Raw genomic sequence first — 20,364 nt, forward strand, 5'->3', positions numbered from 1 at the left:
GCCTGCTGGGTCACCGGGCGCCCGCCGCGGCGGGCTCACGGTCGACGGTGGGGGTGAGCACCTCGAGGGCCTCGACGACGAGATCGACGCCGTCGGAGCCGACGACGCGGCCGCGCACCATCGCACCCCGGGTGAGGTCCGCGAGCAGGTCCTCGGAGCCGGTGAGCAGGCACTCCCCGTCGACGTCCGGGCCCTGGTGGGCGGCCCGGCCGATCCAGACGAGGTCGCCCGGCTCGGTGTCCTCGACGTCGTCCGGCCCGTCGTCCTCGGAGTCGGTGGGGTCGGTCAGGTCGGTCATCTCCGGCTCGGCGTCGAGACCCAGCTCGGCGAGGTCGAGGTCCTCGACGTCGGCGAGGTCGGGGTAGGCGGCCGCCGCGCCCTCGGAGAGCTCCTGGCGCTCGACGAGCACCTCGACCTCGGTGCCGATGCGGCGGGCGGCGCGGTCGGCGCTGACCACCTCGACCAGCGAGGTGATCCGCTCGACACGGGCGGCGACCTCGGCGGGGTCGATCTTGTCGGGCAGGTCGGCGGCCTCGGTGCCGTCCTCGTCGGAGTAGCCGAACACGCCGACGGCGTCGAGCTCGGCCTCCGACAGGAACGCCTCGAGCTCCGCGAGGTCGTCCTCGGTCTCGCCCGGGAAGCCTACGATGACGTTGGAGCGGATGCCGGCCTCGGGCGCGAGCGCGCGGATCTCGGCGCAGAGGGCGAGGAACGACTCGCGCGAGCCGAACCGGCGCATGCGGCGCAGCAGCGGGCCGGAGGCGTGCTGGAAGGAGAGGTCGAAGTAGTCGGCGACCTTCTCCGTCCGTGCGATCGCGGCCAGCAGCGGCGGGCGGACCTCGGCGGGCTGCAGGTACGACACGCGGACGCGCCGCAGGCCGGGGACCTCCGCGAGCGAGCCGAGCAGCCGCTCGAGGGCTCCCCCGGCGGCACCGCGCGCGTCGATGTCCTTGCCGTAGGACGTCGAGTTCTCGCTGACCAGCGTCACCTCGGCCACGCCGTGGTCGGCGAGCCAGGCCGCCTCCGCGACGACGTCCTGCGGCGCGCGGGACACGAACGCGCCGCGGAACGACGGGATCGCGCAGAAGGCGCAGCGCCGGTCGCAGCCGGAGGCGAGCTTGAGCGGGGCGACCGGCGCGTCGTCGAGGCGCTTGCGGGGCACCTCGGGCAGCCAGTCGTGGCCGGGGATGCTGCCGTCGCGGACCGCCTCGGGCCGCTTCACCGGGCTGAGCGGGAGCAGGGCGCGACGGTCGGCGGGCTGGTGCGAGGCGAGCGGGCGGCCGGCCATGACGTCGTCGAGGCGCTCGCCGATCGACCCGTAGTGGTCGAAGCCCAGCACCGCCGTGGCCTCGGGGAGGGCCTCGGCCAGCTCCGTGCCGTAGCGCTCCGCCATGCAGCCGACCGCGACGACCTTCGTCCGGGTTCCTTCGGCCGCTCCCGCTGCAGCGAGCACCGCGTCGACCGAGTCCTTCTTGGCCTGCTCGACGAAGGTGCAGGTGTTGACGAGGACGACGTCGGCGGTGCCGTCGTCGTCGGCGGAGATCTCCCAGCCCTCGGCGGCGAGCCGCCCGGCGAGCTCCTCGGAGTCGACGTCGTTGCGCGCGCACCCCAGGGTCACGAGCGCCACACGGCCCCGGGCTTCCTCCTGGGATGCGCCCGCGCGGGGAGAACCGGAACGCTGTGGCACCCGTCCAGCGTAGACGCACCCGGACCCGCCGCCGGTCGTCCGGTGCCTACAGTGGCACCCCGTGTCTCCGCCGTCGCCGTCGCCGTCGTCCCCGGTCCTGCTGCGACGCGCCCGGACGGCCGACGTCCGCGGGATCAAGGCCCTCGTCGACTCCTTCGCCGACGACAACATCCTGCTGCGCAAACCGCTGGTCACCCTGTACGAGACCGTGCAGGAGTTCCGGGTGGCGGTGCGGGGCCGCGAGGTCGTGGGCTGCGGCGCGCTGCACGTGCTGTGGGAGAACCTCGGGGAGGTCCGCACCATCGCCGTGCACCCGTCGACGCAGGGCGGTGGTGTCGGACACACCCTCGTCGAGGAACTCATCGCCCAGGCGCGCGCCCTCGGTCTGGCGAGCCTGTTCGTGCTGACGTTCGAGGTCGACTTCTTCCTGCGCCACGGCTTCCGCGAGATCGACGGCTCGCCGGTGAGCCAGGAGATCTACGTCGAGATGATGCAGTCGGCCGACGAGGGCGTCGCGGAGTTCCTCGACCTCGCCTACGTGAAGCCGAACACCCTCGGCAACACGCGGATGCTGCTCGACCTGTAGCTCTCAGGCGGCCCGCGCGGGGCCTTCGTCCACGACGACGGGCGGCGCGACGGGCAGGTCGCCGGCGTCGGCGGGCGCGCCGGTCGGCAGGACGACCCGCACGGCCAGCGTGCCGCTCGTGGCGATCACGTCGACGGTGCCGCCCAGCACGGCCGCCCGCTCGGCGAGGGCGGGCGGGAGGTCGGTGGCCCGTCGTCCCCGCCCGGAGGTCACCTCGAGGGTGACGGCGTCCGCGCGGTGCTCGACGGACACGCTCGCCGGGACCGGCCCGGGGCACGAGGCGACGTCAGCGACGAGGTCGCTGAGCAGCCGCGCGGCGAGCAGGCCCACCTCGGGACGGTCCGTCGCGGGCACCCCGCACACCACGACCGACGGCGGGCGCCCGGCCCGGCGCACGTCGCCGAGCGCGGCCTGCTGGGCGTCGGCCACCAGCATGGCGACGCGCCCGGCGTCGAGGGTCGCGGCGAGGACGGTCTGCGGCCGGCCCGCCGGGTCGACCACGGTCAGGGCGGGCAGCACGCCGGCGAGGCGGTGCCGGGCCACCCGGGCGCGGCGGGCCTCGGCCGCGCCGGAGGCGAGCACCGCGAGCTCGTGCACGAGGGTCCGGTGCACGACCGGCGCGAGCCCCAGCCGGCCGTGGGCGTCGCAGCGCCCGAGCGCGTCGACCGCCCCGAGCCAGCGGCGGCGACGGGCCGCGTCGGCGCGGCGGCGACGGTGGAGCCCGAGGCCCCACGCCGCGGCGAGTACGACCCCGAGGAGCAGGCAGGCCCCCGACTCCGGTGTGGTGCCGGTCGGCAGGTCCACCGCACCGGCGACCACCCCGGCCGCGGGAGCGGCCGTCGTCGCGAACGGAGCGGCGACGACGAGGACACCGAGCACGACGGCGAGCCCGAGGGCGGAGGCGGTCGGCGGGGCGTGGCGGGCGGTGAGGGCGATCGCGACGGCGAGGACGAGCACCAGCAGCGGCCCGGCGGCCACCGACGCGGGCAGCAGGACCACCACGAGCGCGAGGAGCGCGAGCATCGCGGCGCCCACGGCGGTCCCGACGACGAGCCACGGCCAGCGGCCGCGCCCGGGTCGCGTCGGGCTCTCGACGGTCGGGAGGCCGCCGAGGGCGGCCGCCCGGCTCGCGGCGTCGAGCGCCGCGGCGGCGTGCCCGGCGGCCTCGTCGTCCAGGGCGGACTCGAGGCGGTGGAGGTGGTCGACGACGACGGCCCGCAGGTCGCCCGCCACCCGGTCGCGTTCCCGGGCGACGGCGCCCGGCACGTCCGGACCGACCGTCTCGACCGTCCGCGCTGCGTCCTGCTCCTCGTCACCGATCATGTCCGCCACTCCCGACCCCCGGAGGAACCAGCCGGGAGGCAGCCTGACAGACCACCCTGTGTGCCCTCGCGGGACACGCGCACACGATCAGGCGTCCACCCGATCCGGGTCCTCGGAGCCGGGATCCCCGTCGTCGGGAACGGCGGCCGGCGCCGGCTCGCCGCGGATCGAGGCGAGCAGGTCGGGCAGCTCGTCGGGCTTGAACAGCACGTCACGGGCCTTGGACCCCTCGCTGGGGCCGACGACCCCGCGCGTCTCGAGCAGGTCCATGAGGCGGCCGGCCTTCGCGAACCCGACGCGCAGCTTGCGCTGCAGCATCGACGTCGAGCCGAACTGGCTGGTGACGATGAGTTCCGCCGCCTGCAGCAGGACGTCGAGGTCGTCGCCGATGTCCGGGTCGATCTCCTTCTTCTCGGCCGCGGCCTCGGTGGTGACGGAGTCGTCGTAGTCCGGGTCGGCCTGGGACTTCGCGAAGTCGACCATCGCCTGGATCTCGTCGTCGCCGACGAAGGCACCCTGCAGGCGGTTGGTCTTGCCCGCGCCCATCGGCAGGAAGAGCGCGTCGCCCATGCCGATCAGCTTCTCGGCGCCCGGCTGGTCGAGGATGACCCGCGAGTCGGTGAGCGAGCTGGTGGCGAACGCGAGCCGCGACGGCACGTTCGTCTTGATCAGGCCGGTGACGACGTCGACCGAGGGCCGCTGCGTCGCGAGCACCAGGTGGATGCCGGCCGCACGCGCCTTCTGCGTGATGCGGACGATCGCCTCCTCGACGTCGCGCGGGGCGGTCATCATGAGGTCGGCGAGCTCGTCGACGATCGCCATGATGTACGGGTAGGGCCGGTACACCCGCTCCGAGCCGAGCGGCGCCTGGATCTTCCCCGAGCGCACGTGCTCGTTGAACACGTCGATGTGCCGCACGCGGTTGGCCTGCATGTCCGCGTAGCGCTGCTCCATCTCCTCGACGAGCCACTGCAGCGCGGTCGCGGCCTTCTTCGGCGAGGTGATGATCGGCGTGATCAGGTGCGGGATGCCCTCGTAGGGCGTCAGCTCGACCATCTTCGGGTCGATGAGGATCATCCGGACCTCGTCCGGCGTCGCCCGCGCCAGCAGTGAGACCAGCATCGAGTTGACGAAGCTGGACTTACCGGAGCCGGTGGACCCCGCCACCAGCAGGTGCGGCATCTTCGCGAGGTTCGCCAGCACCATCTGGCCCTCGATGTCCTTGCCCAGGCCGATGACCATCGGGTGCGTCTCGCGGCGGGCCGTGTTCGAGGAGAGCACGTCCGCCAGCCGGACCATCTCGCGGTCGGAGTTCGGCACCTCGATGCCGACCGCCGACTTCCCCGGGATGGGCGCGAGCAGCCGGACGTTGTCCGTCGCCGCGGCGTAGGCCAGGTTGCGGTGCAGCTGCGTGATCTTCTCGACCTTCACGCCGTGGCCGAGCTCCACCTCGTACCGGGTGACCGTCGGGCCGCGCACGAAGCCGGTGACCTGCGCGTCGATCTTGAACTGCTCCAGCACGCCGGTGATCGCGTCGATCATGGCGTCGTTCGCGGCGGACCGGGCCTTCGGCGGGTCGCCCGCAACCAGCAGGTCGGGCGGCGGCAGGTGGTAGTCCCGCTCCCCCTCCGGCGGCTCGCGGTGGCTCGAGAACGACTGCGCGGCCTGCGGGTCGGTCTCGGAGTCCTCGACGACGGGGGGCGTCTCGGGGATCTCCGCCGCCGGGCGCCGCTTCTTCGCCGGCTCCTTCGCGACGGCGGGTTCGGGCCTCTCGACGACGGGTGGCTCGGGCTCGGCGGGCCGCTCGACCGGCTCCGAGAGGTGGTCGCGGTGGCGGGCCGGGTGGGCGTCGGCCTCGAGCGACTCGGCCGCGTCCTCGTCGACGGCCTTCCTGCGGCGTCGCCGGGGCTTCTCGATGACCTCGGTCTCGGCGACGTCCGCCGTGTCCGTGGTGTCCGTGGTGTCCTCGACGTCCTCGGGGCTGCCCCACTCGTCGTCGTAGTCCTCGTCGAACGCCTCCCCGGTGACCAGGCAACGCACGCGCCGCGGGACGTCGCGGACGGGCGTGCCGGTGAGCACGAGCAGCCCGAACGCGCCGACCAGCACGAGCACCGGCATGGCGATCCACACCGTCACGCCCGCGGTCAGCGGGTCGGCGAGCCACGCGCCGATCACCCCTCCCCCGGCCTGCCGCCCGGCGAGGGGCGCGGGGGCGCCGACCGAGAGGTGCCAGGCCCCGAGCACGCCGAGGGTGAGCAGGAGGGCACCGACCACGGTGCGCGGCCGCGTCTCGGGATTCGGGTCGGTGCGCATGAGCAACACGGCGATCCCGACGAGCACCACCGGGAGCGCGAGGGCCAGCGACCCCAGCACCGTCCGGAACGCGATCTGGATACCGGCGCCGATCGGGCCGCCCGCGCCGAGCCACAGCCCGGCCGCCGTGACCAGCGCGAGCACGACCAGCGCGAGCGCGACCCCGTCCCGACGGTGCGCCGCGTCGATCTCCCGCCCGCGCCCGATGGTGCGGGCGACCGACCCGAGGCCGCGCGCCGTGAGCGTCCACGCGCCGCGCATCCCGCGGACGAACGGCCCCGGCCCGGTCCGCCGCGACGCCGGCCGGCGCGCCGGGGGCTTGCGGGCGGGCGTCCGGCGACCGGACCTGGACCGCGACGGCTGGGCGGTCGCGACCGTGCGCCCCGGCGTCCGCCCACCGGTGAGCGGGCGGCTGCGCTGCGAACGCGTGTCGGTACGGGCCATGGCGGACACGGTAACCGCGGCGCCCCACACGCCCCGGGAGCCACACGCGTCCGGCCGGGTGTCGGAGTCGTCGCATTCCGCTGTGGTCCGGCGACGAGACGTCACCCGTCGGGCTGCTACTGACATCCGGCGACACCGCGGCGAGACGTCACCTGTCGGGCTGTGGCACCACCGCGCGGGCCGGCAGCGAACGGGCTCAGGCGACGCGGGCGGCCCAGCGGCGCACGATCACCGGGGCGACACCCGCGACCACGGCCGTGACCACGCCCAGGGCGAGGACGGCGGCGGAGAGGCCGCCGAGCGGGACGGCGACGGCGAGCAGCACGAGCGGGCAGAAGAACTGGCCGATGAACATCGCGGCGGTCCACATCCCGGTGCCGCGGCCGCGTTCGGCGAAGCCGAGGCCGGACAGGGCCCAGGTCAGCAGGGTCGGGAGCAGCAGGCCGGTCCCCGCCGAGGCGATCACGGCCCCGACGGCGATCACCACCACCGACGACGTCAGCCCGACGACGACCAGACCGACCGCCGCAAGACCGAGCGCGACCGGCAGCAGCACGCGGGTGCCCCGGCCCGAAACGCGACCGAAGGTGAAGCCGCCGACCGCCGTGGCGAGCGAGGCCACGGCGCTGACCAGCCCGATGGTGGCGGTGGAGCCGACGCCGACCGAGGCGAGCACGAGCGAGAGCTCGGCGATCGGGGTGTAGAAGACGATGCCGCCGAACAGGCTCACGAGGCACGGCACCGCGATCAGGCGCCACGGGATCGGGGGCAGCGCGGCGGCCGGGGTGCGGCCGGTGGAGCGGACGAACACCGCGGCGAGCACCGCGATCACGAGGCTGGAGACGTAGAGGACGAACGGCGCCCGCCAGCTCACGGCGCCGAGCGCCCCGCCGAGGGCGAAGAAGACGGTGGCGGCGAGGGTGGTCGCGATCGTCTGCCGGGCGAACCAGCGGTCGCGGGTGGGGCCCGCGAAGAGGTCGGCGAGCAGGGTGGTGCAGGCGGTCATGATCGCGGCCTCGCAGATCCCCACCCCGACGCGGCTGGCGACGATCGCCACCAGCGAGTCCAGGTAGAGCGGCGCGGTGCCGAACAGCGCGTAGACCACGAGCGCGACGACGAGCACCCGCTTGCGGCCCGCCGCGTCGACCAGGCGGCCCGCCACCGGGGCGAGCAGGCCGATCATGAGGGCCGGGGCGGTGAGGACGACCGGGACGAGGACCTGGACCCCGGCCGTCGTCGCGAAGGCGTCCATCATCCGCGGCAGCACCGGGGCGAGGAGGACCGAACCGAGGATCGGCAAGCAGCTGCCCGCCAGCAGGATGGCGCCCTGCCCGACCGCGCGACCCGTCGTCGGGGGCGCCCCCTGCTGCTGTGTGACCGTCACGGCCGACCTCCCTGTCGTCCTGGATGGGGCCGTGATCGGCACCACAGCGGAGTCTCGGGGCGGGTCGCGGGTGATCGGAAATCACTCCGGTTGGGGGGCACCATCCACGGGATCGATGGTCGGCAGCCCGCGGCACACCTCGGCGAGCAGGCTGCGCAGCCACCGGTGGGCCGGGTCGGCGTCGTACATCGGGTGCCACCAGAACGCCTCGACGAGCGGTGAGGTGGTGATCGGGCACGGCAGCACCCGCAGCCCGTCGGCGGGCCGCAGCCGCGCGGCGAGCCGTCCCTGGACGAGGGCGACGCGGTCGGTGCCGGCCACCAGCTCGGGGATGGGGAGGAACGACTCCACGACCACCTGGGCGCGCGGCTCGATCCCGTGCCCGCGGAGCTGCTGGGCGGCGGGCGTGAAGGCGGTCGGGCGGTGGTAGACGGTGACCCAGGGCAGGGCGGCGAGGTCGTCGAGGGTGATCCGCTCCCCCACCCGCGGGTTCGACACCGCGACCAGCACCACCCAGTGGTCCTCGTAGAGGTCGAGGAACGGCATGTCGTCGATGAACCCGTGCGGGATGAACAGGCCGTCCACGGCGCGCAACCGGTCGGCCGCGCCGGCGATGTCCTCCGGCCGATGCGGGCACAGCCGCAGCCGTGCGGCGGGGGCGGCCCGGGCGAACGCGGCGGCCAACGGGGCGCCGAGCACGCTCGTGGCGTAGTCGGACACGAGGAGGGTGAACTCGCGGGTGGTGGCGGCGGGGTCGAAGTCGGGTGCCGCCGAGAACACCCGCTCGATGCCCGCAACGGCGGCCTCGGTGCGGTCGACGAGGCGCACGGCGAGGGGGGTCAGCTCGTAGCGGTTGCCGACCCGGGTGAGCAGCTCGTCGCCGAAGTGGCGGCGCAGCCGGGCGAGCGCCGCGCTGACGGCGGGCTGGGAGAGCCCGAGCGCGGCGGCCGCGCGCGTGACGTTGCGCTCCGCGAGCAGCGCGCGCAGCGACAGCAGCAGGTTGAGGTCGAGGTTGACCAGTCGGGTGAGGGCCGACCGCTCGACCACCGGCGGCCCGGGCTCGGCGCGCATCGCACAGGCATACCGCATCGACCCGCTACTGCGGGGTGGACACCTCACGGCGGACGTGGTCGAGGAGCTCGGTGAGGTCGTGCGCGACGAACTCCGCGCCCGCCTCGGTGAGCTCGTCGGCCGAGAAGCCGCCGGTGCGGACCGCGAGGAACGGCACCCCGGCCCGGACGCCGGCCTGCCCGTCCCACACCGAGTCGCCGATGAGGACCGCGTCCCCGCTGTGCTCCCGCTCGAGCGCGAGCTCGATGAGGTCCGGGGCCGGCTTGCTGGCCTCGACGTCGCCGGAGGTGATGACGTCGTCGGCGTACGAGCGGCCGTCGATCAGGTCGAGGAAGTGCTCGGCGTGCTTGCTGCCGCCCGACGTCGCGAGGACCATCCGCAGCCCCTGGTCGCGTAGCCCCCGCAGGAGCTGCTCGGTCTCGGCGAAGGGCGCGACCTCGTCGATGAGGCCGTCGAACTCCTCGGAGTGCTCGGAGCGCAGGTCGTCGCCGTGCGCGTCCTCGACCTCCTGGGAGGTCACGTGGGCGACCAGCTGGTCGCCGCCCATCCCGATCGCGCGGTGCAGATGCCACACGGGGACGGTGATGTCGTGGCGGCGGAACGCGCGGTACCACGCCAGCGCGTGCTGGTAGTTGGAGTCGACCAGGGTGCCGTCGACGTCGAGGATCACGGTGTCCGCCATGGCCGCGCGGGTTCCCGACGACGGGTGTCCGTCAATCGGGCACATCGCCGCGCCCGCCCTCGGGGTAGCCGGGTCGGATGACGCACCCCGAGCAGCAGGACGACGCCGTCCCGGAGGAGCCGGACCTCGGCTCCGCCATCCAGCTGGAGAGCGGCGAGACCCTCGACGGGCCGCCCGGCACCGACGCGATGGACGCCCTGTACGTGGCGCCCAACCGTCCCTTCGGCCTCGACGACCCCGACACCACCCCCGAGGGCCAACGGAACCGCGAGACGGTCGACGAGCGGCTCGCCCGCGAGATCCCGGACGACACGGTCGGCCTCGACGGGGTCACCGCCGCCCCGGACCCGACCGCGGACGACCTCGGCAGCGAGGCCGGCGACGAGCGCGCGGGCCGGCTCGTGGCCGACGACACGGCCCCCGACACCCGGGCGACCGACGTCCTCGACGCCGACGACGCGGGGCTGTCGGGTGGGGTGGCCGCCGCCGAGGAGGCCGCGGTCCACGAGATCGACGAGGACGAGCTCACGGCCCCGGGCGACCGCAGCGCCGACGGCGCGGGCGACGACCCCGGCACGAGCGGCCCGGCCGCCCGGCTGCGCGGGGACGAGGTCGACCCGGGCCACCGCCCGTCGTCGTGACGGCTCACCGGGAGGAGCGCTCGAGCTCCTCCTGGTGCTCGCGGCACCGCTCGGCCTGCGGGCGGGCCTCGAGCCGCTCGCCGTCGATCTCGCGACCGCAGACGACGCACCGGCCCCACGTCCCGTCGTCGATGCGGCGCAGGGCCGCGTCGATCTCCTCGATCTGACGGCGGGTGAAGTCGTCCATGGCGTCGGCGTCCATGAACTCCTCGACCTCGGTGCCGTAGTCCCCGGGGTGCTGCCCCATGGCGCCCTCCTGCTCGACGGCGGGCTCGGGCTGCTGCTCCCGGTTGAAGTCGCCGACCTCGACGAGGCGTCGGCGCTCCTCGGTCAGCGTGCGTCGGGCGTCTTCCGCGTCCATGCGTGCTCCCTCGGGGGTGTCGGCGAGGGGCCCGGATACCAGCCGCGGGCGGTCGCCACACGCCTTCCCGAGATCGTCTGCATCCGGATGGTTCGGGGGTCGACGGCCGGGTCATCCTGCGGCGGGGTCCACGAGCGCGGCCGTCGTCCGCCGGGTCCTGCCCGGCCCGTTGAGGAGGGGGCGGACCGTGCCCGACGTGCGACCGATCGCCGAGCCCTGTTCCGACCACGTCGAGGAGATCGCGGGCCGCTACCGGCTCGGAGCGGTCCTGCGGCGCTCGCCCGGCTGCTGCTCGCACCGCGCCGTGGACCGGCTGCTGCGTCGCACGGTGTCGGTGACGCTGGTCGAGGGCGACGGCCTGCACCTCCCCGCGCAGTCCTGGCACGGCCGGTCGCCCGAGGTCGCCGAGCTGTACGACGGCGGCCCCTGGCGCGGCCGGCTGTTCCTCGTGACCCAGCACCCCGAGGGCCGCACGCTCGCCGAGACGGCGCCGCCCACCGGGCTGCCGGTCCACGAGGTCCGCGACCTCGGCCTCGCCGTCGCCACCGCCCTCGCGCCGCTGCACCGGCGCGGCCGCTGCCACGGCGGCCTCGGCCCGGGCACGGTGGCCTGGTCCGAGCAGGGCGCCGCGTTCTCCGACGTCGGGCTCCTGCCCTGGCTCGCCCGCTGGTCCGACGTGCCGCTGACCCCGCCCTTCCCCGCCCCGGAGCCGGACCCGACCCCCGCGGCCGACGTCTACGCGCTCGGCCGACTGCTCGACGAGCTCGCCCCCCGGCCCGTCCCCGGCCCGCTGCGGGCGCTCCTCGCGGACATGACGACCGCCGACCCCCACGCGCGACCCGCGGTCGACGTCGTCGCCGAGCGGCTGGGCACGCTGTCGCACCCGTCCCGACGACGGGTCGCGGCGGCCGGTCTCCACGGCCGCCGGGCCGCGGTGGTCGCCGCCGCGGCGCTGCTGCTCGCGTCGGGGGTGGGCCTGGGAGCCGTGGTGAACGGGGCGGGCACCGGGTCGGCCGCCTACGCGGCCGCCGGGCCCACCCGCGTGCCGGGGGTGCCGCTGCCGCCGATCGTGGCGGCGGCGCCCCCACGGCCGGCGGCTCCGGCCGAGGTCCCTGCGCCGGCTGCTGACGCCGAGCCGGCCCAGCCGGCCGGGCACGCCCGGGCACCGGTGGAGGTCGCGGCAGCGGTCGCGCCGGCCCGCCACGGGCAGGCGGAGGTGCGGGAGCAGCCGGCCGTGGCACGCTCCGACGCCGGGTCCCACAGTGCCTCCAGCACGTCCGCCGCGCACGGGGATGACCGCACCGAGGGGGCCGACCGGTCGACCGCTTCCGACGGGTCCGACCACTCCGGTTCGCGCGACCAGGGCTCGGGCCAGGACGCGAAGCAGGCCGACCGGTCCGGACACTCCGACGACTCCGGGACGAGCCGCTCCGACCAGGGTCCGGGTCGCCTGGTGGACCGCCTCACGAGCGGGACGGCAGACCGGACGTCGGACCACGCGCACGGCTCGCGGCACGGCTCGGACTCCGGCTCGGGCTCGGACTCCGGCTCTGGCTCGGACTCCGGGGCCGACTCGGGCGACGACTCGTCGACGTGACGCGGCACCCGCCGTTCCGAGGGGTACAGGAGACAGGTCCGCCGCGCCCCGGACCTTCCTGACGTCACTCTCGCGGTCCCGGACGGCCGGCGTGACCGTCCCGGCAGGGCGCTGACCAGCAGGGATCGGCCCGGTGGATGCCCACCATCAGCAGTTCGGCCTTCCGGGGTCTGCGAGGCCACCGCAGAGTCGTGTGCACCACACCGACTCTCACCGCGGAGGGCCCATGATCAGGCTGGGGACGTTCTCGCGCCCCGGGGACGACCGCCGGTTCGCCGGGCTCGTCACCGGGGCGGACGAGGTGGTCGACCTCGACACCACCACGGCGGCCCTGCTCGCCGACTGGGACGCGGTGCTCCCAGCCCTCGACGCCCGCGCCGAGGAGCGCGGCACGCCGCTCGCGGAGCTGACCGTGCACGCGCCGGTCGCGCCCGGGCAGATCCTGCAGTCCGGCGCGAACTACCGGACCCACGTCATCGACCTCGCGGCCGCCCACCACGCCGAACGCGGCACCCGGCCGGACGCCGAGATCCGCGCCGAGGTCGCGGCGCTGATGGACCGCCGCGCCGCCGAGGGCACGCCCTACCTGTTCGTCGGGCTGCCGAGCGCGGTCACCGGGCCGAGCGACGACGTCACGATCCCGGCCTGGACGCAGCAGTTCGACTGGGAGCTCGAGCTGGCCGCCGTCATCGGACGGGAGGCGTTCCACGTCGACCGCGCCCACGCGCTCGACCACGTCGCCGCGTACACGGTCGCCAACGACCTCACGGCCCGCGACCAGGTGTTCCGCCGGGACATGCCCGAGATCGGCACCGACTGGTTCCGTGCGAAGAACGGCCCCGGCTTCACCCCGCTCGGCCCGTGGCTCGTCCCGGCCCGCGACGTCGACCCCGCCGACCTGCACATCCGCCTGGAGCTCGACGGCGAGGTGATGCAGGACGAGACGACGAAGGACATGCTCTTCGACGTCGCGGCCCTGGTCGCCGCGGCCGCGGAGATCACGCCGCTGCGTCCGGGCGACCTGGTGCTCACCGGCAGCCCGGCCGGCAACGGCATGGCGCGCGGCCGGCTGCTGCGCGACGGCGACGTCATGATCGGCGCGATCACCGGCCCGGGCGTCGACCTCGGCACGCAGCGCACCCGGGTCGTGGCGCCGTGACCGCCACCGTCCCCACCACCGACCGCACCGCGGTCCTCGCCGCCGGACACGACCCGGCGGACCCCGAGGGGGCCGTCGCCGCCGTCGTCGCCCGCGACTCCCGCTGGGGCCGGTGGGGTGCCGACGACGTCCTGGGCTCGCTCAACCTGCTCACCCCGGCCAAGCGGCTGGAAGGTGCGGCGTGCGTGCGGACCGGGGAGGCGTTCTCGCTCTCCCAGCCGTTCGACGAGGGCGGGCCGCAGAACGGCTGGAAGAAGCGCACCAACCCGGTGCACACGATGCTCGGCACCGGCCACGAGGCCCTCGACGGCGAGTTCCCGCACGGCATCGGCGGCGCCGACGACGTCATCGCGATGCCGCTGCAGTGCTCCACCCAGTGGGACGGCCTCGGCCACATCTTCGACCACGGCAAGGCCTGGAACGGCCGGGACGCCGCCGACGTGGTGCGGGTCGAGGGCGACCGGGTCACCGGCATCGAGACCGCCGCCGCCCACCTCGCCGGACGCGGGGTCCTGCTCGACGCCGGCCGGGTGCTCGGCGACGAGCGCGGCGAACTGCCCGACTCCTATCCGATCACCGCCGACGACCTCGACGAGATCGCCTGGCGCCACGGCGTCGAGGTCCGCCCCGGCGACATCGTCGTCGTCCGCACCGGCCAGTACGCCCGCACCCGCCGCGAGGGCTGGGGCGGCTACGCCGGCGGGCCCGCCCCCGGCCTGTCGTTCACCACGCTGGACTGGCTGCACGGCTCCGACGTCGCCGCGATCGCCACCGACACCTGGGGAGTCGAGGTCCGGCCCAACGAGTTCGACGTCGCCTTCCAGCCGCTGCACCAGGTCGCGATCCCGCACCTCGGCCTGTTCCTCGGCGAGATGTGGGACCTCGACGGGCTGGCCGACGCCTGCGCCGCCGACGGTCGGTACGACTTCTTCCTGACGGCGGCCCCCCTGCGGATCACCGGCGCCGTCGGCTCCCCCGTCAACCCGATCGCGGTGCGGTGATGATCGGTTCGGCCCTGGTCGTCGGCGGCGGCGCCGCCGGCGCGGCCGCCGCGATCCTGCTCGCCCGTGCGGGCGTGGCCGTCGACCTCGTCGAGGCCACCCCCGACGTCGGGACCGCCGGTTCGGGCATCACCCTGCAGGGCAACGCGCTGCGGGTGTTCCGCGAGCTGGGCGTCCTCGACGCGATCCTCGCCCACGGCTACGCCTTCGACGAGGTCGGGCTCCGCGCGCCTGACGGCACCGTCCTCGCCGTCATCCCCGACGCGCGCACCGGCGGGGAGGACCTGCCGGCGACGGTCGGGATGCCGCGCGCCGTCATGGCCACGCTGCTGCTGGAGCAGGCGGGCGCCGCCGGGGCCACGGTGCGGACCGGCACGCGCGTCACGCACGTCGACGCCGACGGCCACGCCACCCTCGACGACGGCACGTCCGGCACCTGGGACCTCGTCGTCGCCGCGGACGGGCTCCACTCCGGGGTCCGCGCGGAGCTCGGGATCGACACCCGTCCCGAGCCGCTCGGCATGGGCATCTGGCGGGTCTTCACGACGCGGCCCGAGAGCATCACCCGCACCGACCTCGCCTACGGCGGCGCCGCCTACATCGCCGGGTACTGCCCGACGGGCGAGGACTCGATCTACGCCTACCTCGTCGAGGACGCCGGTGGGGCGAGCGGAGCGACGGGGGAAGGGCGCGACCGGTCGGCCCTCACCCCGGAGGAGCGCCTCGCGACGATGCGCGAGCTGGCCGGGCGGTACGGCGGGCCCTGGACCGAGATCCGGGACCGGATGACCGACGCGGACCGGGTCAACTACACCTGGTTCACCCACCACATCGTCGACGGGCCGTGGCACCGCGGGCGCGTCGTGCTGGTCGGCGACGCCGCCCACTCCTGCCCGCCCACCCTCGCCCAGGGCGCAGCGATGGCCCTCGAGGACGCGAGCGTCCTGGTCGACGAGCTGACCGCCCACGACGACACCGACACCGCGCTCACGGCCTACGCCACCCGTCGTCGGGAACGGGCCGGAGCGGTGGTGGCCGGCTCGGTGCAGCTGGCCCGCTGGCTGCTCGACCACGAGCCACCGCCGCAGGCCGGCGGCACGGCCGACGTCCCCGGCCTGATGGGCCGCACCTCCGCGCTGCTCGCGCAGCGCCCGTAACGAGGACCAGACATGGACCGCCTGATCACCCACCTCCGGCACGTCGACCTCGCCGTGCCCGACTACGACCGCCAGCTCGAGTTCTACCGCGACCTCTGGCAGCTCTCCCCGGAGACCGTCGACACCGGCATCGCGTTCCTCGCCGCCGCGGGCTCGCCGGAGCAGTACCAGGTGCGGCTGCGGCAGGCCGCGGAGAAGCGGGTCGACCTCATCGCGTTCGGGGCCGAGACCCCGGCCGACGTCGACGCGCTGGCCGAGAAGCTCGGCACCGGGGGCGTCACGCTCGTGACGACGCCCGACAAGCTGCAGACGCCGGGCGGCGGCTACGGCTTCCGGTTCTTCGATCTCGAGGGCCGGACCGTCGAGGTGTCCGCCGACGTCGCCGTGCGCGCCCACCGGAAGGTGGAGGAGGGCGAGTCGGTGCCCGTCAAGCTCTCGCACGTGGTGATCAACTCGCCGCAGCCCGAGGCGCTCGTGGCCTGGTACGACCGGCACCTGGACTTCCGGCTCTCCGACACCCTCTACTCGCCCCACCTGGGCGAGATGATGTATTTCCTGCGCTGCAACCCCCAGCACCACTCGCTCGCGATCGCCCGATGCCCGCACGTCTCGCTGCACCACGCCTCGTTCGAGCTCCGCGGCATCGACGAGTACATGCGCGGGACCGGACGCCTGCTGCGGGCCGGCGTCGAGAAGGTGTGGGGCCCCGGACGGCACATGGCCGGGAACAACACGTTCTCCTACTTCCTCGACCCGCACGGCAACACCGTCGAGTACACGACCGAGCTGGAGTGCCTCGACGAGGACACCTGGCACCCGTCGCTGTACGACGTCACGCGGCCCGAGGTCTCCGACCAGTGGGGCACGGCGAACCCGATGAGCGAGTTCGTCGCGAAGAAGTCGTTCAACGAGGTCGACCGCGGCGTCTTCGTCGCTCCCCCGGTCTGATGCGTATCGCCACGGTCGTCCTTCCCGACGCCGGGTCGGCGCGGGTCGGGCGGGTGGTCGGAGACCCTGCCGACGCCGTGCACGTGCTCGACGCCCCGGACACGGTGCTCGACCTGCTGCGCGCCGGGACCCTGCTCGAGGCGGGCGAGGCCGCGCTGTCGGCGCCGCCCGTGGCGCTGGACGCCGTGCGTCTGCTCGCCCCGCTGCAGCCACCGACGGTGCGGGACTTCGTCACCTTCGAGGAGCACGTCGAGGGCATGCGGCAGCTCGCGGGCGTCCCCGACGCCTGGTATGCCGCGCCCGCGTTCTACTTCTCCAACCCGTACGCCACCCTCGGCCCGGCCGACGACGTGCCGGTGCCCCCGGGGTCGGCCGTGCTGGACTTCGAGCTCGAGGTGGCGGCGGTGATCGGCCGGACCGGGCGCGACCTCACCCCGGAGCAGGGCACGGCCGCCATCGCGGGGTTCACGATCCTCAACGACTGGTCGGCGCGGGACCTGCAGTCCGCCGAGATGCAGGTCGGGCTCGGGCCGGCGAAGGGCAAGGACACGGCGACGACCCTCGGCCCGTGGCTGGTCACGGCCGACGAGTTCACCGACCTCGACCTCGCGCTGGAGGCGCGGGTCGACGGCGTCGTGGTGGGCACCGACCGGCTCTCGAACATGGCGTGGACCTTCGGCGACCTCGTCGCGTACGCCTCGCGCGGCACCGAGGTACGCCCCGGCGACGTGCTGGGCTCGGGCACCTGCGGGCACGGCGGGTGCCTGGGCGAGCTGTGGGGTCGCGGGACGTCGCACGACGAGCTGCCGCCCCTGCGCTCGGGCAGCGTCGTGTCGCTGTCGGTCGAGGGCATCGGGACGCTCACGAGCCGGGTCGTCCCCGGCGTCGACCCGGTCCCGATCCCGCCCGCCCGGGCACGTTCCCGTGCCAGCAATGCGTCACTGCGTGCACTGGACGCCAGCAGCGCCACACCGTCAGGAGCTTGGGGATGAGCCCCACGACCGACGTCCACGCCCACCTGCTCGTCCCGGGCGCCGAGGCGCTCGTCGCGGACCGGCCCGAGCTCGGCGCGGCCCGGGCGGCCGAGGGCCGGGCGGCCGGGGCGGCGAGCAGTCGGGTCAACCGCGAGCAGATCGCGGCCCTCGGCCCGGCCCTGACCCGCCTCGACCACCGGCTCGCCGCGATGGACGCGGCCGGGATCGAGCGCCAGCTGGTCAGCCCGATGCCGATCCACCACCCGTGGGCCGACCGCGACCTCGCCACGGCCTACGCCGACGTCGTGAACACCGGGGTCCTGGAGCACTGCGCGGGCGCCCCGGACCGGCTCGTCGGCCTCGGCACGGCCCCGCTGCAGCACCCCGACCTCGCCGTCGCCGTGCTGCGGCAGGCCGTCCGCGACGGGCTGCGCGGCGTCGAGGTCTCCACCCACGTGACGGGCCCCGACGGCCGTCGTCGGGAACTCGACGACCCCGACCTGGCCGGCTTCTGGGCGGTGGCCGCCGAACTCGAGGCGGTCGTCTTCGTCCACCCGTGGGGCTGCACGCTGGGCGAGCGGCTCGACGTCGGCTACCTGTCGAACACCGTCGGGAACCCGGTCGAGACGACGGTCGCCCTCTCCCGGCTGGTCGCCGCGGGCCTTCCCGACGACGGGTGCCGGTTGCTCGCCGCGCACGGCGGCGGGTTCTTCCCGTCCGGCACGGCCCGCCAGGACCACGCCTGGCACGCGCGTCCCGACGACCGGGCCGCGGCCGCACCGCCGAGCACCGCGCTGCGGCGGCTGTGGTTCGACGCGCTCGTCTACACCCCCGAGGCGCTGCGGCACCTCGTCGCGGTGGCGGGCGCGGACCGCGTGCTGCTCGGGACCGACTACCCGTTCGACATGGCCGTGACCGACCCGCTGGACCGGCTCGCCGCCGCTGGGCTGGACCCGGCCGACGCCGAGCGGATCCGGGGCGGGAACGCCGCCGAACTGCTGGCCCCGGCCCGGGTGGAGGTCTGAGGGTCCGGCCCGGAGAGCAGCCGCCGCCGGTAGTGCACCGGGGACTCGCCCACCTCCCGCTTGAACGCCGTGCTGAAGGCGCTCTCCGACCCGTAGCCCAGCTCGGTGGCGAGCGCGCCGACCCGGACGTCGGGGTCCCGCAGGGCGCGCTGTGCGAGCACCATCCGCCAGCGCGCCAGGTAGGCGAGGGGCGGGACGCCAGCGACCGCGCGGAAGCGTTCGGCGAAGGACGTCCGGGACATGCCCGCGGCCCGGGCGAGCCCGACCAGGTCCCACGAGCGCCCGGGCTGGTCGTGGACGAGCCGCAGAGCGGGGGCGAGCTGCTCGTCGGCCAGCAGTCGGAGCCAGCCCGTCGGCGGTTCCTCCTGCTCGAGGTAGGCGCGCAGGAACTCGAGGAGGATCAGCTGGCCCAGCTGCCGGATCGCGAAGGCCGACCCGAGCCGGGGGCTCGACGCCTCGACGACGAGCTGGTCGACGAGGCCGGCCAGCCGCGCGGCCGCGGGGGTCGCGCCGCGGACGTGGACGAGGCCGGGCAGCGCGGACGCGAGCAGGTCGAGTCCGGCGGGGCCCACCCGGATCGCGCCGCCCACCATCACGTCGTCGATGGCGGGGTCGGCCGCGGCCAGGGCCGCCGAGTCGAAGCCCGCCTCGGGGACCAGCTCGACCGGCGGGCCGTCGCCCCGGCCGCCGCGCACGTCGAGGTGGGTGCGGTGGTTGAGCAGGACGACGTCGCCGCGCGCCAGCTCGACCGGTCCCTCCGGCCCACCCGGTCCGTCGACGCGCAGCCGTGCCGACCCCGCGACCAGCGCGACGAGCTTCAGCGGCGTGGACACCGCGCCGCGGGACACCCAGGCCTCGCGGACCGCGAACCCGCCGGTCATCATGCCGCGGACCTCGACCTGCTCGAGGACGTCGGAGAGCGTGTCCGTCGGGAACACGGTGGTCATCGCCGTACTCTCGCGCAGGAGAACGGGACGCGCAATGATTCCGCGTCCGGCGCCGCGGGACGACGCTGACGGTATGACCACCGCACAGGCCCCGCTCCCCTCCCCCTTCACCGCCGCGAACACCGCCGCCGACGTCCTCGCGGGCGTGGACCTGCACGGGCGCGAGGCGATCGTCACCGGGGGCCACAGCCGGCTGGGCCGGGAGGTCACGCGTGCCCTCGCCGCCGCCGGCGCCCGGGTGACCGTCGCGGCCCGCGACGTCGACCGCGCCGCCGGCATCCTCGCGGACGTCGCGGACAACGGAGCCGTGCGGGTCGAGCCGCTGGACCTCGCCGACCCGGCCTCGATCGACCCCTTCGCCGCCCGGTGGCTCGACTCCGGACGCCCGCTCCACATGCTCGTCAACAACGCGGCCGTGCTCAACAGCCCCGAGCGCCGCGTCGACGCCCGCGGCCACGAACTGTCGTTCTCGACCTCCCACCTCGGTCACTTCCGGCTCACCCGGGCCCTGCTCCCGGCCCTGCGCGCGGCGGGCGGGGCCCGCGTCGTCACCGTGACCTCGGGGGCCGCCCGGATCGGTTCGATCCACTGGGACGACCTCGACCTCGCGACCGACTACTCCCCGCTCGCCGCCTACGCCCAGTCCAAGCGGGCCAACGTCCTCTTCACCGTCGAACTCGACCGTCGCCACGCCGACGACGGCATCCGCGCGTTCGCGGTCCACCCGGGTGTGGTCATCGGCCCCGGGCCCCACGCCGCTGGCCGGGTCGACTCCTACCGCGCGCAGGGCCTCATCGACGAGCAGGGCACCACGATCATCGCCCCGGAGGCGGGGAAGAAGACGATCGAGCAGGGCGCCGCCGCCATCGTGTTCGGCGCGGCCAGCCCGCTGCTCGACGGGCACGGCGGGGTCTACCTCAAGGACGCCGACATCGCCGTGCTCGACGACGAGGACCGCCCGCTGACCGCCGACAGCGTCCCCGCCGACGCCAACTCGGCGATGCTCGACCCCGACGACGCCCGCCGGCTCTGGGAGCTGAGCGAACGCCTCGACGCCTGAACTG

Annotated in this window: 17 protein-coding genes and 1 pseudogene; 10 read left to right on the forward strand and 8 right to left on the reverse strand. The window is 75.2% G+C overall.

What is annotated here, in order from left to right; translation table 11 throughout:
- Nucleotides 1-10 precede the first annotated feature (10 nt).
- Nucleotides 11-1,627 carry a MiaB/RimO family radical SAM methylthiotransferase gene (locus A3CO_RS0123175; RefSeq protein WP_018334640.1) on the reverse strand — a complete coding sequence of 539 codons (1,617 nt, stop codon included), beginning with the start codon at nucleotides 1,625-1,627 and terminating at the stop codon, nucleotides 11-13.
- A 121-nt stretch (nucleotides 1,628-1,748) separates the two neighbouring features.
- Here A3CO_RS0123175 and A3CO_RS0123180 point away from each other — a divergent pair, with 121 nt between their 5' ends.
- Nucleotides 1,749-2,273, forward strand: coding sequence for an amino-acid N-acetyltransferase (locus tag A3CO_RS0123180; protein ID WP_018334641.1), 525 nt, complete (start codon nucleotides 1,749-1,751; stop codon nucleotides 2,271-2,273).
- Between the two features lie 3 nt (nucleotides 2,274-2,276).
- Here the strand turns inward: A3CO_RS0123180 and A3CO_RS0123185 are convergent, their stop codons facing one another.
- From A3CO_RS0123185 to A3CO_RS0123205, 5 genes are all read right to left on the reverse strand, one after another.
- Complete coding sequence (locus A3CO_RS0123185; protein ID WP_157647805.1) at nucleotides 2,277-3,596, reverse strand: hypothetical protein; 1,320 nt, start codon at nucleotides 3,594-3,596, stop codon at nucleotides 2,277-2,279.
- An 87-nt stretch (nucleotides 3,597-3,683) separates the two neighbouring features.
- The gene (locus A3CO_RS0123190) at nucleotides 3,684-6,353 is read right to left on the reverse strand and encodes a DNA translocase FtsK (RefSeq protein WP_018334643.1); all 2,670 of its coding nucleotides are present in this window, start codon (nucleotides 6,351-6,353) and stop codon (nucleotides 3,684-3,686) included.
- Nucleotides 6,354-6,549: 196 nt separating this feature from the next.
- Nucleotides 6,550-7,737, reverse strand: coding sequence for an MFS transporter (locus A3CO_RS0123195; protein ID WP_018334644.1), 1,188 nt, complete (start codon nucleotides 7,735-7,737; stop codon nucleotides 6,550-6,552).
- An 81-nt stretch (nucleotides 7,738-7,818) separates the two neighbouring features.
- Nucleotides 7,819-8,808, reverse strand: coding sequence for a LysR family transcriptional regulator (locus tag A3CO_RS0123200; protein ID WP_018334645.1), 990 nt, complete (start codon nucleotides 8,806-8,808; stop codon nucleotides 7,819-7,821).
- A 25-nt stretch (nucleotides 8,809-8,833) separates the two neighbouring features.
- Nucleotides 8,834-9,490, reverse strand: coding sequence for an HAD family hydrolase (locus A3CO_RS0123205; protein WP_018334646.1), 657 nt, complete (start codon nucleotides 9,488-9,490; stop codon nucleotides 8,834-8,836).
- Nucleotides 9,491-9,567: 77 nt separating this feature from the next.
- Here A3CO_RS0123205 and A3CO_RS36240 point away from each other — a divergent pair, with 77 nt between their 5' ends.
- Entirely contained in the window at nucleotides 9,568-10,131 is a 564-nt protein-coding gene (locus tag A3CO_RS36240) for a DUF5709 domain-containing protein (RefSeq protein WP_018334647.1), read from the forward strand.
- A gap of 4 nt (nucleotides 10,132-10,135) precedes the next feature.
- On the opposite strand, the gene A3CO_RS33970 is transcribed toward A3CO_RS36240, so the two are convergent.
- A complete protein-coding gene (locus tag A3CO_RS33970) occupies nucleotides 10,136-10,492 on the reverse strand; it encodes a TraR/DksA family transcriptional regulator (RefSeq protein ID WP_018334648.1) in 357 nt (118 codons plus the stop codon).
- Between the two features lie 187 nt (nucleotides 10,493-10,679).
- Between A3CO_RS33970 and A3CO_RS0123220 the strand changes: the two genes are divergently transcribed.
- The 7 genes from A3CO_RS0123220 (at nucleotide 10,680) to A3CO_RS39805 (ending at nucleotide 18,353) form a co-directional block, all read left to right on the forward strand.
- Nucleotides 10,680-12,089, forward strand: a complete 1,410-nt coding sequence (locus A3CO_RS0123220) for a serine/threonine-protein kinase (RefSeq protein ID WP_018334649.1) — start codon at nucleotides 10,680-10,682, stop codon at nucleotides 12,087-12,089.
- Between the two features lie 226 nt (nucleotides 12,090-12,315).
- Nucleotides 12,316-13,248 (forward strand): fumarylacetoacetate hydrolase family protein, encoded by a 933-nt coding sequence (locus tag A3CO_RS0123225; RefSeq protein WP_018334650.1) that lies wholly within the window; start codon nucleotides 12,316-12,318, stop codon nucleotides 13,246-13,248.
- The gene (locus A3CO_RS0123230) at nucleotides 13,245-14,249 is read left to right on the forward strand and encodes a cyclase family protein (RefSeq protein WP_018334651.1); all 1,005 of its coding nucleotides are present in this window, start codon (nucleotides 13,245-13,247) and stop codon (nucleotides 14,247-14,249) included. The genes A3CO_RS0123225 and A3CO_RS0123230 overlap by 4 nt, the downstream gene beginning before the upstream one ends.
- Nucleotides 14,249-15,406, forward strand: coding sequence for an FAD-dependent monooxygenase (locus tag A3CO_RS0123235; RefSeq protein ID WP_018334652.1), 1,158 nt, complete (start codon nucleotides 14,249-14,251; stop codon nucleotides 15,404-15,406). Before A3CO_RS0123230 ends, A3CO_RS0123235 begins: the two co-directional genes overlap by 1 nt.
- A gap of 12 nt (nucleotides 15,407-15,418) precedes the next feature.
- The gene (locus tag A3CO_RS0123240; RefSeq protein WP_018334653.1) at nucleotides 15,419-16,354 is read left to right on the forward strand and encodes a VOC family protein; all 936 of its coding nucleotides are present in this window, start codon (nucleotides 15,419-15,421) and stop codon (nucleotides 16,352-16,354) included.
- Nucleotides 16,354-17,346 carry a fumarylacetoacetate hydrolase family protein gene (locus A3CO_RS0123245; protein ID WP_018334654.1) on the forward strand — a complete coding sequence of 331 codons (993 nt, stop codon included), beginning with the start codon at nucleotides 16,354-16,356 and terminating at the stop codon, nucleotides 17,344-17,346. The genes A3CO_RS0123240 and A3CO_RS0123245 overlap by 1 nt, the downstream gene beginning before the upstream one ends.
- Entirely contained in the window at nucleotides 17,343-18,353 is a 1,011-nt protein-coding gene (locus A3CO_RS39805; protein WP_018334655.1) for an amidohydrolase family protein, read from the forward strand. Before A3CO_RS0123245 ends, A3CO_RS39805 begins: the two co-directional genes overlap by 4 nt.
- Nucleotides 18,354-18,385: 32 nt before the next feature.
- On the opposite strand, the pseudogene A3CO_RS0123255 reads toward A3CO_RS39805, so the two are convergent.
- Nucleotides 18,386-19,300, reverse strand: a pseudogene (locus A3CO_RS0123255) (AraC family transcriptional regulator); the annotation flags it as partial.
- Nucleotides 19,301-19,373: 73 nt separating this feature from the next.
- On the opposite strand from A3CO_RS0123255, the gene A3CO_RS0123260 reads away from it, so the two are divergent.
- Nucleotides 19,374-20,360 (forward strand): SDR family NAD(P)-dependent oxidoreductase, encoded by a 987-nt coding sequence (locus tag A3CO_RS0123260; protein ID WP_018334657.1) that lies wholly within the window; start codon nucleotides 19,374-19,376, stop codon nucleotides 20,358-20,360.
- Nucleotides 20,361-20,364: the final 4 nt, after the last annotated feature.

This window comes from Actinomycetospora chiangmaiensis DSM 45062 (assembly GCF_000379625.1).
Classification (GTDB): domain Bacteria; phylum Actinomycetota; class Actinomycetes; order Mycobacteriales; family Pseudonocardiaceae; genus Actinomycetospora; species Actinomycetospora chiangmaiensis.